This is a genomic window from Fulvivirga sp. AWR4_260 (genome assembly GCF_056158185.1).
Map to the genome: position 1 here is coordinate 596,539 of NZ_JBSWSU010000001.1, position 15,886 is coordinate 612,424.

The 15,886-nt window shown below is 37.0% G+C and carries 15 protein-coding genes; 7 read left to right on the forward strand and 8 right to left on the reverse strand.

Annotated features, from left to right (window positions below):
- The first annotated feature begins 19 nt into the window (after positions 1-19).
- Genes secA through ACXACQ_RS02520 form a run of 3 tightly spaced genes read left to right on the forward strand, consistent with a single transcriptional unit; the run spans position 20 to position 5,101 of the window.
- Positions 20-3,370, forward strand: coding sequence for a preprotein translocase subunit SecA (secA, locus tag ACXACQ_RS02510; RefSeq protein WP_474974345.1), 3,351 nt, complete (start codon positions 20-22; stop codon positions 3,368-3,370).
- A 28-nt stretch (positions 3,371-3,398) separates the two neighbouring features.
- Positions 3,399-3,902 (forward strand): SPOR domain-containing protein, encoded by a 504-nt coding sequence (locus tag ACXACQ_RS02515; RefSeq protein ID WP_474974346.1) that lies wholly within the window; start codon positions 3,399-3,401, stop codon positions 3,900-3,902.
- The gene (locus ACXACQ_RS02520; RefSeq protein ID WP_474974347.1) at positions 3,902-5,101 is read left to right on the forward strand and encodes a M20 metallopeptidase family protein; all 1,200 of its coding nucleotides are present in this window, start codon (positions 3,902-3,904) and stop codon (positions 5,099-5,101) included. The genes ACXACQ_RS02515 and ACXACQ_RS02520 overlap by 1 nt, the downstream gene beginning before the upstream one ends.
- 62 nt (positions 5,102-5,163) lie before the next feature.
- Here ACXACQ_RS02520 and ACXACQ_RS02525 read toward each other — a convergent pair whose 3' ends face one another.
- Positions 5,164-6,876, reverse strand: coding sequence for a Na/Pi cotransporter family protein (locus ACXACQ_RS02525; protein ID WP_474974348.1), 1,713 nt, complete (start codon positions 6,874-6,876; stop codon positions 5,164-5,166).
- 254 nt (positions 6,877-7,130) lie between these two features.
- On the opposite strand from ACXACQ_RS02525, the gene ACXACQ_RS02530 reads away from it, so the two are divergent.
- The 4 genes from ACXACQ_RS02530 (at position 7,131) to ACXACQ_RS02545 (ending at position 9,982) form a co-directional block, all read left to right on the forward strand.
- On the forward strand, positions 7,131-8,333 hold the full coding sequence (locus ACXACQ_RS02530) for a Na/Pi symporter (protein WP_474974349.1): 1,203 nt from the start codon (positions 7,131-7,133) through the stop codon (positions 8,331-8,333).
- 143 nt (positions 8,334-8,476) lie between these two features.
- Entirely contained in the window at positions 8,477-8,842 is a 366-nt protein-coding gene (locus ACXACQ_RS02535; RefSeq protein ID WP_474974350.1) for a phage holin family protein, read from the forward strand.
- On the forward strand, positions 8,842-9,255 hold the full coding sequence (locus ACXACQ_RS02540) for a hypothetical protein (protein WP_474974351.1): 414 nt from the start codon (positions 8,842-8,844) through the stop codon (positions 9,253-9,255). The genes ACXACQ_RS02535 and ACXACQ_RS02540 overlap by 1 nt, the downstream gene beginning before the upstream one ends.
- Complete coding sequence (locus ACXACQ_RS02545; RefSeq protein ID WP_474974352.1) at positions 9,209-9,982, forward strand: phosphoglycerol geranylgeranyltransferase; 774 nt, start codon at positions 9,209-9,211, stop codon at positions 9,980-9,982. Before ACXACQ_RS02540 ends, ACXACQ_RS02545 begins: the two co-directional genes overlap by 47 nt.
- Here ACXACQ_RS02545 and ACXACQ_RS02550 read toward each other — a convergent pair.
- The 7 genes from ACXACQ_RS02550 to panC all read right to left on the reverse strand — a co-directional run bounded on the left by ACXACQ_RS02550 (position 9,968) and on the right by panC (position 15,801).
- Positions 9,968-10,891, reverse strand: coding sequence for a helix-turn-helix domain-containing protein (locus ACXACQ_RS02550; protein ID WP_474974353.1), 924 nt, complete (start codon positions 10,889-10,891; stop codon positions 9,968-9,970). The genes ACXACQ_RS02545 and ACXACQ_RS02550 overlap by 15 nt on opposite strands.
- A gap of 100 nt (positions 10,892-10,991) precedes the next feature.
- Complete coding sequence (locus ACXACQ_RS02555) at positions 10,992-12,134, reverse strand: acyl-CoA dehydrogenase (protein WP_474974354.1); 1,143 nt, start codon at positions 12,132-12,134, stop codon at positions 10,992-10,994.
- A gap of 238 nt (positions 12,135-12,372) precedes the next feature.
- Entirely contained in the window at positions 12,373-13,065 is a 693-nt protein-coding gene (locus ACXACQ_RS02560) for a zinc metallopeptidase (RefSeq protein WP_474974355.1), read from the reverse strand.
- A gap of 15 nt (positions 13,066-13,080) precedes the next feature.
- On the reverse strand, positions 13,081-13,560 hold the full coding sequence (rfaE2, locus tag ACXACQ_RS02565) for a D-glycero-beta-D-manno-heptose 1-phosphate adenylyltransferase (RefSeq protein WP_474974356.1): 480 nt from the start codon (positions 13,558-13,560) through the stop codon (positions 13,081-13,083).
- Complete coding sequence (locus ACXACQ_RS02570; protein WP_474974357.1) at positions 13,544-14,584, reverse strand: lysylphosphatidylglycerol synthase transmembrane domain-containing protein; 1,041 nt, start codon at positions 14,582-14,584, stop codon at positions 13,544-13,546. Before ACXACQ_RS02570 ends, rfaE2 begins: the two co-directional genes overlap by 17 nt.
- Positions 14,585-14,589: 5 nt before the next feature.
- On the reverse strand, positions 14,590-14,937 hold the full coding sequence (panD, locus tag ACXACQ_RS02575; RefSeq protein ID WP_474974358.1) for an aspartate 1-decarboxylase: 348 nt from the start codon (positions 14,935-14,937) through the stop codon (positions 14,590-14,592).
- A 12-nt stretch (positions 14,938-14,949) separates the two neighbouring features.
- Positions 14,950-15,801: a pantoate--beta-alanine ligase gene (gene panC / locus ACXACQ_RS02580; RefSeq protein ID WP_474974359.1), complete on the reverse strand. Its 852-nt coding sequence runs from the start codon at positions 15,799-15,801 to the stop codon at positions 14,950-14,952.
- Positions 15,802-15,886: the final 85 nt, after the last annotated feature.

Sequence of the window (15,886 nt, forward strand, 5' to 3'; positions counted from 1 at the left end):
ATAGAAAATAAGAGCAATTATGTTAAAGTTTATTGCAAAAGTGTTTGGCACTAAGTCTGAAAAAGACATCAAAAAAATAATGCCAATTGTTGATAGTGTCAACAAAGTATATGCTCAACTTCAGAATATAAGTGATGATGATTTACGGGCAAAAACCGAAGAGGTAAAAAGCAAAATCAATTCATCATTAAAATCTATAGATGAAAAAATAGCTGCATTACACGCCAAAATTGCAGAAAACCCTGATTTAGACATTCAGGATAAAGAAAATATCTTCTCAGAAATTGACAACCTAGAAGAAGACAGAAATAAAGACTTGGAAGAGGTGTTAATGGAAGTACTTCCTGATGCCTTTGCTATAGTAAAAGAAACCGCTCGCAGATTAAAAGAAAACGGCAAGTTAGTGGTTACTGCCAATATGCTTGACCGAACGTTTGCTGCAAAAAAATCTAATGTAGAAATAGATGGCGACAAAGCCATCTGGCACAAGAAATGGCTAGCCGCTGGTAGCGAAGTAGAATGGAACATGCTACATTATGATGTTCAGATCATAGGTGGTATAGTTTTACACCAAGGTAAAATAGCAGAGATGGCCACTGGTGAAGGTAAAACTTTAGTAGCTACGCTTCCTGCTTTCTTAAATGCTTTGGCGAAAAGAGGCGTACATGTAGTAACAGTAAACGACTACTTAGCAAAAAGGGATAGCGAGTGGATGGCTCCTATTTTTGAATTCCACGGATTAACTATCGATTGTATCGACAAGCATGAGCCTAACTCAGAAGAGAGACGTAAGGCTTATCAAGCTGATATAACATACGGTACTAATAATGAATTTGGCTTCGACTATCTAAGAGATAACATGTCTCGCGATCCTAAAGAATTAGTACAAAGAAAACACCACTATGCCATGGTGGATGAGGTTGACTCTGTACTAATTGATGAAGCACGTACGCCATTAATTATTTCAGGGCCAGTGCCTAGAGGTGATGAGCACGAGTTTTATGACTTAAAGCCACGTATTGCTAAACTAGTAGAGGCACAAAGAAAATTAACTTCTCAGTTTTTAATAGAAGCGAAAAAACTCATTTCAGAGGGTAACGAAAAAGAAGGTGCTCTACCGCTTTTCAGAGCTTACCGTGGTTTACCTAAGCACAAGCCTTTAATTAAATTCCTTAGTGAAACAGGTATTAGGCAGGTTTTACAAAAAACTGAAAATTACTACCTACAGGACAATCAGAAAATGATGCCTGAGGCCGATGAGCCATTATATTTCACTATTGATGAAAAACATAACAGTATAGAGCTTACTGAAAAAGGTATCGATCTTATTACTGGTGAAGGTGAAGATCCTAACTTCTTTATTTTACCAGACATTGGTACTGAAATAGCTCAGTTAGAAAAAGATGAAGCAATGTCTGACGAGGAAAAACTCGAGAAGAAAGATAGTTTCATCAAAGATTACTCTGTTAAGTCACAAAGAATACACTCTGTTAACCAGCTTTTAAAAGCTTATACACTATTTGAAAAAGACACTGAATACATTATAGTAGATGGAAAAGTGAAAATAGTAGATGAGCAAACAGGTCGTGTTATGGAAGGGCGTAGATATTCTGACGGTCTTCATCAAGCAATAGAAGCAAAAGAAAATGTTAAAGTAGAAGACGCTACCCAAACATACGCGACTATTACCTTACAGAACTACTTCAGAATGTACCACAAACTTGCTGGTATGACTGGTACTGCAGAAACTGAAGCAGGTGAATTCTGGGAGATATACGAACTCGATGTAGTAGTAATTCCTACTAACAGATCTATAGCAAGAGCTGATAAGCAAGATATGGTTTACAAAACCATGCGTGAGAAGTTTAATGCTGTGGTGGATGAAATCGTAACGCTAACTTCAGCAGGAAGACCAGTACTTGTGGGTACTACTTCTGTTGAGATTTCTGAAGTATTAAGCAGAATGCTGAACATGCGTAAGATCAACCATCAGGTATTGAACGCAAAACAGCACCAGAGAGAGGCAGAAATTGTAGCAGAAGCTGGTAAGCCCGGAACAGTAACTATCGCTACCAACATGGCTGGTAGGGGTACGGATATTAAACTTACCGATGAGTCTAAAAACGCAGGTGGTTTAGCCATTATAGGTACCGAAAGACACGAGTCAAGAAGGGTAGATAGACAGCTTAGAGGTCGTTCTGGTAGACAAGGAGACCCAGGTTCTTCTCAGTTCTTCGTGTCATTAGAAGATAACCTAATGAGAATGTTTATGCCTGAGCGTATTGCAAAGGTAATGGACAGACTAGGCCTAGAAGAAGGTGAAGTAATATCTCACTCTATGGTAACTAAGTCTATCGAAAGAGCGCAGAAGAAAGTAGAAGAGAACAACTTCGGCATCAGAAAGCGCCTACTTGAGTACGATGATGTAATGAACTCTCAGAGAGAGGTTATTTATAAGAGACGTAAAAATGCATTGTATGGAGAGCGTTTACAGCTCGACATTATGAACATGCTATATGATACTTGCGAAGATATCATTGTTAATACTAAAGGTGCTGAAAACTACGAAAGCTTCAAGCTTACTGTATTAGGTACTTTGGGTCTGGACTTTGAAATTTCAAAAGAGGATTTTGCTAAAATATCTACCGAAGAGCTAAACTCTAAATTGTATACTCAAGCATATGAGCATTACAAGCATAAGAATAATAGCATAGCGCAAAAGTCATTCCCTATTATTCAAAATATTGAAGAAACCCGCGGAGGTACTATAGAAAATATTATGGTACCGTTTACTGATGGGAAACGTCAGATCCAGGTTTCGGCAAGCTTAAAACGTTGTGTAGCCACTGAAAACAAAGAGTTAATACACTCTATGGAAAAGATAGTTACACTAGCGCTTATAGATCAACTTTGGAAAGATCACCTAAGAGAAATGGATGACTTGAAACAAAGTGTTCAAAATGCGGTGTATGAGCAAAAAGACCCATTATTGATCTACAAATTTGAAGGGTTTGAGCTATTTAAAAGGTTTATTGCTAAGGTAAATGAAGACACTATTTCATTCTTAATGAAAGCAGATTTACCTGTTCAAGAACCTGATGAAGTACGTGAGGCTCGTGAGCAAAAAGCTCAAAAGTTAAAAGAGCAAAAAGATGAATCACGTTCTTTATTAAACCCTGGTCAAAGCAGTCAGCCACAAGCCAATAGACCTCCTGCAGAAAAAACAATGCCTATTAAGGCAGAAAAAACTGCAGGAAGAAATGATAAGGTTACCGTTCAGTATGCCGATGGAAGCATAGTGAAAGATGTAAAATTCAAGAAAGTAGAAGCAGACATAAGAAACAATAAATGTGTAGTAGTGGAAGATTAATCTTCCACTCTTTTATATTTTTAGCATAATGAGAAAGGTTATTTATTTTGTAAGTCTTAGTGTGGTATTAGCTGCGTGTAGTAAAAACACTGCGCCCTCGTCAAGTGATTCTGAAAGGTACAAAGAAGACATTTCGGTGTACAGACCGAGATATACTAAACCTGCTGACACACCTGACACCGTAGCCACTGAAGTTGCACATAACAGCAACGTAAAACCTACAAATGACGTAACTCAAAGCCTCAATGGAATACTGGACAGTATAGATGTGGCTCGCCCTGAGGTTAACTACATCGATGGTTTTACTATTCAGGTATATTCTGGTTCTAACAGCGAATCAGCGCGAATTGCACGAGGAAAGGTTTATTCCGTACTTCCTGGAGCTGAGCCCATATTAAAATTTGAAGAACCAAATTTTAAGGTGAAAGTAGGCAAGTATTACTCTAGAATAGAGGCTCAAAAATCATTTGCTAAGATTAAAAAGAAATTCCCTTCTGCACTTATTATACCTCAACGAATTACTATTCAATAATGGTTTTAAAGCAACAAATTCAGGAATTAGCTAAAAAAAATGCTCAGGAAATTATAGCTGTACGCCAGCATTTACACAGTAATCCTGAGCTCTCATACAAAGAGTATAATACAGCTAAATATGTTGCTGCACAATTAAAGGCCATAGGCCTAAGCCCAAAGGAAGGTATTGCTGATACTGGACTAGCTGTGGTAATAGAAGGTAAAAACCCTTCAAAAAAGGTAATTGCACTTAGAGCAGACATGGATGCCTTACCTATTCATGAGGCCAATGATGTGCCATACAAATCTAAAAACGAAGGAGTTATGCATGCCTGCGGGCACGATGCACACACGGCTTCATTGATAGGTGTGGCCAAAATATTATCTGAATTAAAAGATCAGTTTGAGGGCTCTGTAAAACTTATTTTTCAACCTGGAGAAGAGAAAAACCCAGGTGGCGCCTCTTTAATGATAAAAGATGGTGTTTTGAAAGATCCATCTCCATCTACAATTCTTGGCCAGCATGTAATGCCCCTAATACCTGTGGGTAAAGTGGGCTTTAGAGAGGGCATGTACATGGCTAGTTGCGATGAGATTTACCTTAAAGTAAAAGGTAAGGGTGGTCATGGTGCTGTACCTGAACTAGCTGTAGACCCTGTATTGATTACGTCTCACATTATAGTTGCACTGCAACAAGTGATAAGTAGAAATGCTAGCCCTAAGACACCTACTGTACTCAGTTTTGGTAGAGTAATAGCAGATGGAGCCACTAACGTAATTCCGAATGAGGTGAATGTAGCAGGCACTTTCAGAGCTATGGATGAAGTATGGAGAGCCGATGCACATCAGAAGATCAAAAAGATGGCTGAAGGTATAGCAGAAAGCATGGGAGGAAGCTGTGAAGTAGAAATATCTAAAGGCTACCCCTTCTTAGAAAACAACCCTGAACTAACTGCTAAAATGCGTAATGCTGCCGAAGAGTATATTGGCAAAGAAAACGTGGTAGACTTAGACTTATGGATGGGAGCAGAAGACTTTGCTTATTACACCCATGAGATACCAGCTTGCTTTTATAGATTAGGTACGCGCAATGAAGCTAAAGGCATAACATCATACGTACATACACCCACTTTTGATATAGACGAAGATGCGTTAGAAATTGGGGCCGGAATGATGGCTTGGTTAGCCATAACTCAGTTGAAAGAAAAAGAGGGATAACAAATAATATGTTATCCCTCCTATATAGATTTTAAAGTGCGTTTTCAACGCACTTTTTTTATTTACTCTGCATCATCTTCTTCATCTCGAGCTAGCTCACCAGTGATAGCCTCAGAGATATTGATTACATGATCTCCTACACGCTCTATGATATTGTATAAGTCAGCATAAACCAACCCACTCATCACATCATAATCACCTTTTTCAATATTCTTTAAGTGCTTTTTACGCAACTTATCGCGTTTCTTGTTAATAGCATTTTCTTTTTCAATAGCACTATTTAATGTAACGTTAGCAAACTCTGTATTAAGGTTGTTAATCATCACTACAAAAGCCTCATCTACCAACTTAAGTATATCTGTAAGGTTCTTTATTTGAGAGTCAGTAAACCATGCCTCACTATCACTTTTTCTATCTATCGATAATGACATTTGATAGAATAAGTCTCCCATGCGCTCCATGTCATTAATAATAGAAAGCATCCCCCTTAACCTCAAAGAGGCTTCATTACTTAAATTAGAGGTAGATAATTTCGATAAATATTCAGCTATTTCTAATTCAACACGATCCGTAATCTCCTCGTATTTCTTAATACGCTTCATTATTTTATGACGCGCCTTATTTTTCTTTTGCTTCAATAAGTCTTGAACAAAGCTTGACATACGAGCCGTAAGCTCACCAAACTTCACTATTTCCTTGCGTGCTTCCTCTAGCTGAATTTCAGGAGTTGACATAATAGAGGCATTGATAAACTCCAGCCTAAATTCATCTCCATCACCTTTAGATGGCACCATTTTTTCCACAAGCCTAGCAATTTGCTTAACAAACCCTATCAACAACAATACATTGATAATATTGAACAATGAGTGAAAAATAGAAAGTGAAATTGGAATAGCCGCTGCATTTAAGAAAGGACTTTCGCCTGTTTCATACTGCATATAAGAATCTATAGCATTTAAGAATACAGGGAAGAGGATAATCATCCAAATTACACCAAAAATATTAAATATAAAGTGTGCCCTAGCAGCCCTTTGTGCATGTACATTGGCTACCATGGCTGCAAGATTAGCCGTAATGGTAGTACCTATATTTTCACCTAAAACCATTGCCGCTGCCAAATCAAAAGAAATCCACCCTTGATTAGCCATAACCAAAGTTAAAGCCATAGTAGCACTTGAAGACTGAACAATGATAGTTAATATAGTACCAATCCCTATAAATATTAATATTGACAGTAAACCTGAGTCGGTATAAGCCGCCAAGAATTCTAGCACTTCTGGGTTAGATTTTAAATCTGGCACTGCACTTTTTAAAGCTTCTAGGCCCATAAAAAGTAGCGCAAAACCTATGATTACCTCACCCCAAGATTTGATTTTGTTTTTAGAAGCAAACAATAGAGGAAAGCCTACTGCTATTATAGGTAGTGCTGCCGCTGCTATTTTCACCTTAAATCCTACTACTGAAATAATCCAAGCGGTTACGGTGGTTCCTATATTGGCCCCCATGATGACACCTATGGACTCTACTAATGAAAGTAAGCCTGCATTAACAAAACTCACCACCATTACGGTAGTAGCAGAAGACGACTGCACTAAACTTGTTAAAAGAAACCCAGTTAATACTCCTGTTAACCTGTTAGACGTCATCACTCGAAGTATCTGCCGCATTCTGCTGCCGGCAACTTTCTGGATGCCTTCACTCATTACCTTCATACCGTAGATAAAAAACCCTAAAGACCCAATGAGTGTCAGAACATCAAAAAAACTATATTCCATGCGTTTTCAATAAATTAGAACGGCAAAGTTAAATAACTCAAGGTGTTAAAAACTTATGGTATATTAACTTTATGTTAAGATAAATATCCGCCAAGAAGCCTGATTTACAAATATGTACTAGAAAACCCTCTACAAACTGCGTAATTATAATAAAATCGGAAAATTTGCTCGTCATATTTAACAATACGTTCATATATAAAGCCTGCTTTTTTTTATTCTAACTGATAACTTCGCAGTTTTTAAACTGTACCCGCTTGTCGCCAACGCAAAAGAAAAATATTGTCAAACAATTTTTTGTAATCCTTGGGATTACACTGATTTTTCTTTTCTCTATCAATTTGATGGGTGAGGCCTTCAATCATTTGGGTAAAGAGGTAGCACAATCTATATTATTTGCTACTTCAAATCCATTTATAGGTTTATTCATAGGTTTACTTATCACCGCCATTATTCAAAGCAGCTCCACCAGTACTTCTATGATAATAGCAGTAGTAGCCTCTGGCTCTATCAACATTACAGAAGCTGTGCCTATGATTATGGGAGCGAACATCGGCACTACTATTACCAGTACTATAGTTTCTTTAGGTTTTATTACTAAAAAAACTGAGTTTAGAAGAGCCATTGCTGCAGGTACAGTGCATGACTTTTTTAATATACTAACCGTACTAATTTTATTCCCTTTAGAGTATTATTACGGTTTTATATCTTTCACTTCGCAATACATCGCCAGTCTATTTGTAGACCCCAGCACTCATAGAACGCTCAACGAGTATGGCTACAAGTTAATATCCACAAAGCCTATAACGAGGTTTGTGACCGAGCATATTCAAAATGGCTTTATAATTATCTGTATATCGTTTATTCTACTCTTTGGATCTATCAAACTTTTATCTAAAGTAATATATCAATTGGTAATTGGTCCATCTCAAGATAAATTGAGAAACGTTATATTCAATAATTCTTTTAAATCATTTATTTGGGGCACAGGCCTAACAGCTGCAGTGCAGTCTAGCTCAGTCACTACATCACTAATAGTACCTTTGATAGCCACAGGCAGAGTATCACTAAAAAGAGCCACACCTTTTATTTTTGGTGCTAATATTGGCACCACCATCACGGCATTTATTGCAGTGTTATTTAAATCGCACTTGGTAATTAGTATTGCTATTACACATTTGTTATTAAACTTAATTGGTGTGCTGATATTTTTACCATTTCCTCCATTAAGAAGAATCCCAATAAAACTAGCTGTTTTAACAGGTAAAATGACCAGCAAATACAGAATTACAGGGTTCATCTATATCATAAGCACTTTCTTTTTAATCCCTTTTACACTGATCTACTTCAACAAAAATGCCTCTGTTGTAAATGAGTTAACTTATGAACAAAGAAATTTCATAAAAAAGGAAGAGCAAGACTCCCAAAACACCTCCGTTGACCTCAAAAAAACTGAGTAGATAAGATTTTAAAATACGGCACTAATATGCCTTCATATTTTGTATGGTAGTATCGAGGTAAACTCATTACTTTGCATAAAACTATAATATATTTTTTTAGTTTATAGTAATAACCGAGAGTTCACTAATAAAACATTAATTACGTGGGAGAGAGAAAAGGTTTGTTTAACTTTTTAAAAATAGACAGCTTGATCGAGCACTTAACAGACTTTATAGAGTCGAAAGTAGAAATCTATAAAATAGAGATAAAGGAAGAGATGTCTTCTGTGATGTCAAAATTAATAGTGATGTTAATTTTGGGAGGCATAGCAAGTTTCTTTCTATTATTCTTAAACATTGCGCTGGCATTTTTACTGGCCGATGTATGTAATAGTATGTTTTTGGGTTTTCTAATAATTGCAGTATTCTATCTAATTCTATTTGTGATACTCTATTTATTAAGAGACAAACTGGGACTGAAGGAGTTATTTGAAAAAAAATTAGGCAAATTACTTAAACTAGATCAATAATGGCTATTACAGAAAATAAGAAAAGACAACTCGAGTCACTTTCAGACGAACACAAAGAAGCCTTAGAAAATGAAATTGAAGAGCTTTTAGAAAAAGGCAAGAAAATAGCCAAATCAGCCCTATTGGTTGGAGGTAGCTTTGCTCTAAGCTATTATATGATCAATAAATTAACTAAAAAAGACAAGGTTAAGATCAAAAAGACGAGTTCTCCATTAGGAAATAATGAGCTCATGGTAGAGAAACAACCGTCTCTTTTATCTAATATTGGAGGTGTTATACTCACAGAGTTAACGGTTTTTATTCTGGCTATTGCTAAGGAAAAACTAATTGAGTACATTCAAAATATTGACACGAGCAAAAAGGCTGATGAAAGAGAAAAGGAACATTCTACAAACACTGCAGAAGAGGCGTAGTACAGGACAAAAGTCACTTGCCATACTTATTGATCCTGATAAAATCACGGACTTAACTGCCCTTAACCAATTGTTAAAAATGGCTGAGGAATGTTACGTTGATTATTTCTTTATTGGTGGCAGCCTCATCACTCAAGGTAACTTGGCCACCATCACCAAAAACATTCAACAGGCTACGTCTATCCCCACCGTTCTTTTCCCTGGCAGCAACATGCATATAGATCTTAATGCTGATGCCATCCTATTTTTAAGTCTAATTTCTGGGCGTAATCCAGAGTTTCTGATAGGCCAGCATGTAATAGCTGCACCTATTCTCAAAAACAGCAATATAGAGATTTTACCAACCGGCTACATGCTAATCAATGCAGATAGTACATCAGCGGTTTCTTATATGAGTAACACTGCCCCAATACCACCAGACAAATATTCGGTGGCGGCTTGCACTGCCCTCGCAGGAGAAATGCTAGGCCTAAAACTTATATTTATGGATGCTGGTAGTGGTGCTAAAGTAGCTATAACACCAAAAATGATAAAGCAGGTAAAAAAGACAGTAAGCGTACCGTTGGTGATAGGTGGTGGTATTGATACCAATGAAAAAGCCAAGGCTGCACTAGAGGCCGGTGCCGATATGATTGTGATTGGGAATGCGATAGAAAAAAACCCCAATCTATTGATTGAGGTTTCTGAAACTATTTATGATTTTAACAAGAGCTTAAACATTCATTAAAGTCTCTCTTTTTCTCATTTTTCCTGCAGGGATACCATACATCATCTTAAACCTTCTACAGAAATACGCTGTATCTTTGTAACCACAAGCTTTGCCGATATCGCGAATGCTCATTTTTGTGGTACGCAATAACTTAACAGCATGCTCCATTCTTTGGTATTCGATGTAATCCTGAGGATTAATACCTGTTAACGTTTTAAAGTACTGACCTACGTAATCTTCCGAAACGTCAGCTACCTCTGATAATTTCTTGTTAGTAAGCTCACCAGACAAGTTGTCTTTGATGTACTTAAATAACTTAATTAATCGAGGATCTTTAAAGTAAGTACTGTTAGTAGCCATTTGCTCTACGAACAACCTGTTATCAATGATATGCCTGATAACTTCTACTACTAATAATTCTGTTTTTACTTTAACTACACGCTGGCTACCTTCAAATTGGTTTTCTTGCTCTTTTACAATTTCATAAATGATGTTATTCACTTTAGAATTTTCAAGCGCAAATGGAGGTATATCCAGTGCAGTGAAGAAGTTTACAGTATCAAACACCTTAGTTTCAAAAACAATAGATGTAAAGTCTGCTACTGGTACAGCTGCAGGGTCATCTACTTTAGTTTTGAAATACTCAGTTTGCTTGTAACCGAATTCTTCCAACGATAGCTCTGGGCATCTGTCATCTACGTTACCAAACGATAAAGGCGCTAACCTTTTTGCAGGAACGAATAGTGCATGCCCTTCTTTTAACAATTCATCATCCTTACCATAGCGGATAACTCCCTTTTTAAGGATAATAATTGTGTTCTCTGTATCTTCAAAGTCCTTAATAGTGAAGGGGTGTAATACCTTTATATTATTGGACTTTACAAACTTAATCCCAAGGGATTCAATTATTTTGTTGTAATCTTCCATCAACTTACTGTATTTAAACAACACCAAATTTAAGGAAAAGTAACAAAAAAATCATGCACTTTTCAAAGAAACATATAATTTTTTTTAGAAAAGTTGCCTCTTAACCTTTTAACAGCTCCCGAGATATTACAATTTTCTGAATTTCGGAGGTTCCTTCGTATATCTGAGTGATTTTTGCATCCCTCATTAACCTCTCTACATGGTATTCTTTTACAAATCCATAGCCACCATGTACTTGCACAGCCTCTACGGTTACATCCATAGCCACCTGCGATGCAAACACCTTTGCCATAGCTGCAGCCTTCACAAAGTCTTGCTTCCTGTCTTTCAAATTGGCTGCTTGTAAGCAAAGTAATCTTGCTGCCTCTATCTGGGTGGCCATATCTGATAATTTAAATTGTATGGCCTGATGTTTTGATATTTCTTTACCAAATGCTTTACGCTCCTGAGAGTACTTGAGCGCTAACTCGTACGCTCCACTGGCAATTCCTAATGCCTGAGAGGCTATACCAATTCTTCCTCCATTTAATGTAGACATGGCGAATTTAAACCCAAAACCATCCTCTCCTATTCTATTCTCTTTGGGTACTTTCACATCGGTAAACATTAATGAATGGGTATCTGACCCTCTAATACCTAGTTTATTTTCTTTTTTCCCCACAACAAAACCATCCATTTCCTTCTCTACTATTAATGCATTGATGCCCTTGTGCCCAAGCTCTGGGTGGGTTTGAGCTATAACAATGTAAACACTAGCACTATTTCCATTGGTAATCCAATTTTTAGTACCATTCAATATGTAATGATCTCCTTTGTCTTCAGCAGTAGTTCTTTGACTAGTAGCATCAGAACCTGCTTCTGGTTCAGATAAACAAAAAGCTCCAATAATCTCACCCGTAGCCAAACGTGTCAAATACTTCTGCTTTTGTTCTTCTGTACCGTATTTTTCAAGCCCCCAGCATACTAAAGAATTATTGACGGACATTGCCACAGAGCAAGAGGCATCTATCTTAGAAATCTCCTCCATTGCCAACACATAAGATATGCTATCCATACCTCCGCCATTGTATTTAGGATCTACCATCATGCCCATAAAGCCCAACTCACCCATTTTCTTTATTTGCTCTGCTGGAAACTGCTGCTTCTCATCTCTCTCTATCACTCCTGGCAACAACTCGGTTTGGGCAAAATCTCTTGCAGCATCACGAACAGCAAGCTGCTCTTCTGTAAATTGAAAATCCATCTTTAACGTAGTTTTTATTCATGAAACATTTATTGTTATGCATGCATAACAACATCTCTAATTTACAACTATTTTAAAATATAGTTGACATCCAAATCACTAATTATAGTCTAGCCTATTAGATAATTATGTTAAATGAATAAGACTGTAAATTGTTATACACCAATGAGCTACAAGAAGTCATAAAACAAAAAAGGCCGAACATTACTGCTCGGCCTCTCGATGTATCTAAAATAATTTAATCGCGTCTTCCTAAGAAAATACTCACATAGTACAATAGTGTAACCAAAGAACCTAGTGCTGCTACTACGTAAGTCATAGCCGCCCATTTAAGTGCATCTTTTGCCATACCGTACTCAGAGTCATTTACAATATGCCTCTGCTTTACCCAAGCCAACGCCCTTCTACTGGCATCAAACTCAACGGGTAGAGTAACTAGTGAAAATAAGGTCATCACCCCATATGCACCGATGATCACTAACAACACTAACTCTATAGGGAATGTTCTATATAACATAAAACCACCGAAGAGCATAATCATCATTAGCACATTAAGAATTTTTGCACTAGCATTTTGAATGGGCACCATCGCACTACGAAATTCCAACATGCTGTATGCAGTAGCATGTTGCACAGCATGTCCACATTCATGAGAAGCTACAGCCGCAGCTGCAGCATTTCGACCATGATAAACCTCTTCACTTAAATTTACCGTTTTTGTAGCTGGATTATAATGATCAGACAAATGCCCCGGTACGGAAACTACCTGCACATCATGAATACCATTATCTGCTAGCATTAGCTGAGCCACTTCAGCACCTGTAAGGTTCTTAGTTAGCGGCACTTGAGAATATTTTCTGAACTTGTTTTTAAGTCTGGTACTCACCGCAAAGCTGATGATACCAAACACAATCATAATAACAATAATCATACTTATATATCCTTATTAGTTGTTACGTATTTTATTGATAATGTTAGTTGTAGAATACCCTTCTACCAACTGGATGGTTTTCACCTCTCCTCCTCTATCAATAACAATATCTGCGCCAACAATATTCTCTGCCAAATAGTCATTTCCTTTTACCAATATATCAGGGCTGAGCTGATCTATTACCTGGTAAGGAGTTTCTTCAGAAAAGTAAATCACAGCATCAACAAAACCTAAAGCGGCCAGCAGTCGTGCTCTGGCATACTCATCATTAAGCGGCCTTTCTTCACCTTTCAATTTTTTCACTGATGCATCAGTATTAATTGCTATTACCAATCTATCACCCAAGGCAGCAGATTTCTCAAGATAATCAACATGGCCCAAATGCAGAATATCAAAGCAACCATTGGTAAACACTACTTTCTCTCCATTATTCTGCCAGCTACTTATCCAGGTTTTAAGTGTTTCTACATTCGTTATTTTATCCTTGCTCTCCATCTACGTTCTTTTTAGACATCTGACTGATAAACATACTTAGGGCACCAACTACTATTATTACTAAAGTTTGCCATCCATGAAATATAAATGTGAACGGGATAGCTTTAGCTTCTGGTATTTTATATAAAAGCACCAATCCTAAAGGAACTAAAATGTGAAAACTACCCGCTCCGCCAGGCAATGGCAATGCCATAGCTATACCTCCAATTACAAATATGGTAAGCGCAGCAAAAACACCTAAATGACTAGTTTCAGGAAAAGCTATCATCACGAAATACATCATCAAGTAATAGCAAATCCAGATACCTAATGAATACAGTATAAATAAGAAACGCTGCTCCAATTTGAATATACTAGTAACACCACTCTTCAGGCCTCGCAATAATTGCCTCCCCTTTGAAACATACCTAAGCGTAAAAAATCTTTTACTTCTAAATAAGTACCTAACAATGATAAAAACAGCTAATGCAGCTAATACTAATCCTATTATAATAGTATAAGAAAAGGTGGTTTCTCCAGAACTGAAAAGCTTGTTTATTTCGTCAGATTGAAAGAAATAAATAAGGTTATCTAATTCAATAAAGAAAGAAGCAGTTAGCAGAATAATTAAGAAGATAAGGTCAATTATCCTTTCCATAACCACCGTACCGAAAGAGACATCAGCCGGCACCTTATCCAACCTGTAAAGGTTATAACACCTAGATACCTCGCCACCTCTGGGCACTGCCAAGTTTATAAAGTACCCCACCATTACAGACATAAAGCTATTGCCTAAGCTAGTTTTATAACCTAATGGCTTTAATAAGAGCTTCCATCTTTCTGCCCTTAACATGTGGCTTAAAATAGCAGCAATGGCTGACATAAACAAAAAGGTTTTATTTGCACTATTCCAAGTGTCAACAATAAAATCCCATTTACTAGTACCATCAGCTACTTTCAAGTTTTGAAAAGAAACCCATAATAAAAATGCCGTAATGCAGAGCATAACGACATATTTTAATGCATTTTTCAGTGTTTTATTCATAAAACCTATAATACTTTATTATCTGCATCTGGAAAGATTACATTAGGTTCGAATTTTTTTGCTTCTTCAAAGTCCATGTGAGCGTATGAAATAACAATAATGATATCTCCTACTTGGACTCTACGGGCTGCAGGGCCATTTAGACAAATCATGCCACTTCCGCGCTCGCCCTTAATAATGTAGGTTTCAATTCGCTCACCGTTATTAATATTAACAATTTGCACTTTTTCACCCTCTATCATATTCGCAGCATCCAACAGATCTTCATCTATGGTAATACTACCAACATAGTGTAATTCAGCCTGAGTTACCTTTACGCGGTGAATCTTTGACTTTAAAACTTCAATAGTCATCTATCTTAATAATCAGTGTTCTAAGTTAATAATGATATTATCAATTAGCCTTACCTCCTCTACAAATGCTGCTACGCATATCGCAACGGATTTTACCCCTAAAATGTTCTTTAAACTTTGCAATGTTAGAGGATCAACTATATCGATATATTCCAATTTAATATTTGCGGTTGCAAATATATGCTCACTTTCCTTTTTAACCTCATCTATATCAACTCCCTTTTTTAATAAAGCCTCTGCATTATTTAATACCTGGAACAAGGTCAAAGCTTTTTCTCGCCCTTCATTAGTTAAACGGACGTTTCGGCTAGACATGGCCAACCCGCTAAGCTCTCTCTTAATCGGCACCCTAGTTAATGTAATTGGGAATGATAAATCCTCAACTAACCTATTAATGACAGCATACTGCTGCAAATCCTTTTGACCAAAGTAAGCCGCATCGGGCATAACTATGTTAAACAGTTTGGACACCACTATTCCTACACCATTAAAGTGACCAGGCCTGAAAGCTCCTTCCATCACTCTTTCAAGATCTCCAAAGTCAAAAGTAATGGCGGGCGTATCTTTATAAACTTCGTCTGCAGAAGGGGCAAAAACAATATCACAACAAACATTTTTAAGAAGCTCTAAATCAGCTTCCAACGTTCGTGGATATTTCTCCAAATCTTCTTTGTTATTAAACTGTGTTGGATTTACAAACACACTACACACCGTAATGTCATTTTCTCCTTTTGAAGCATTGATGAGCGATAAATGCCCATCGTGCAGAGCACCCATGGTGGGAACTAAGCCCACTCGCTTACCTTGAGATTTTAACTCTCGAATATACTTTTGTAAAGGAATAATCTCCTCAAAAACTATCATCAGAATCGTTTGAAATGAACCCAAAATTAAGTTTTTACCAATATAATAGATGGTAAAAAGGCAAAAATTTTGTATTTTTGTAGCC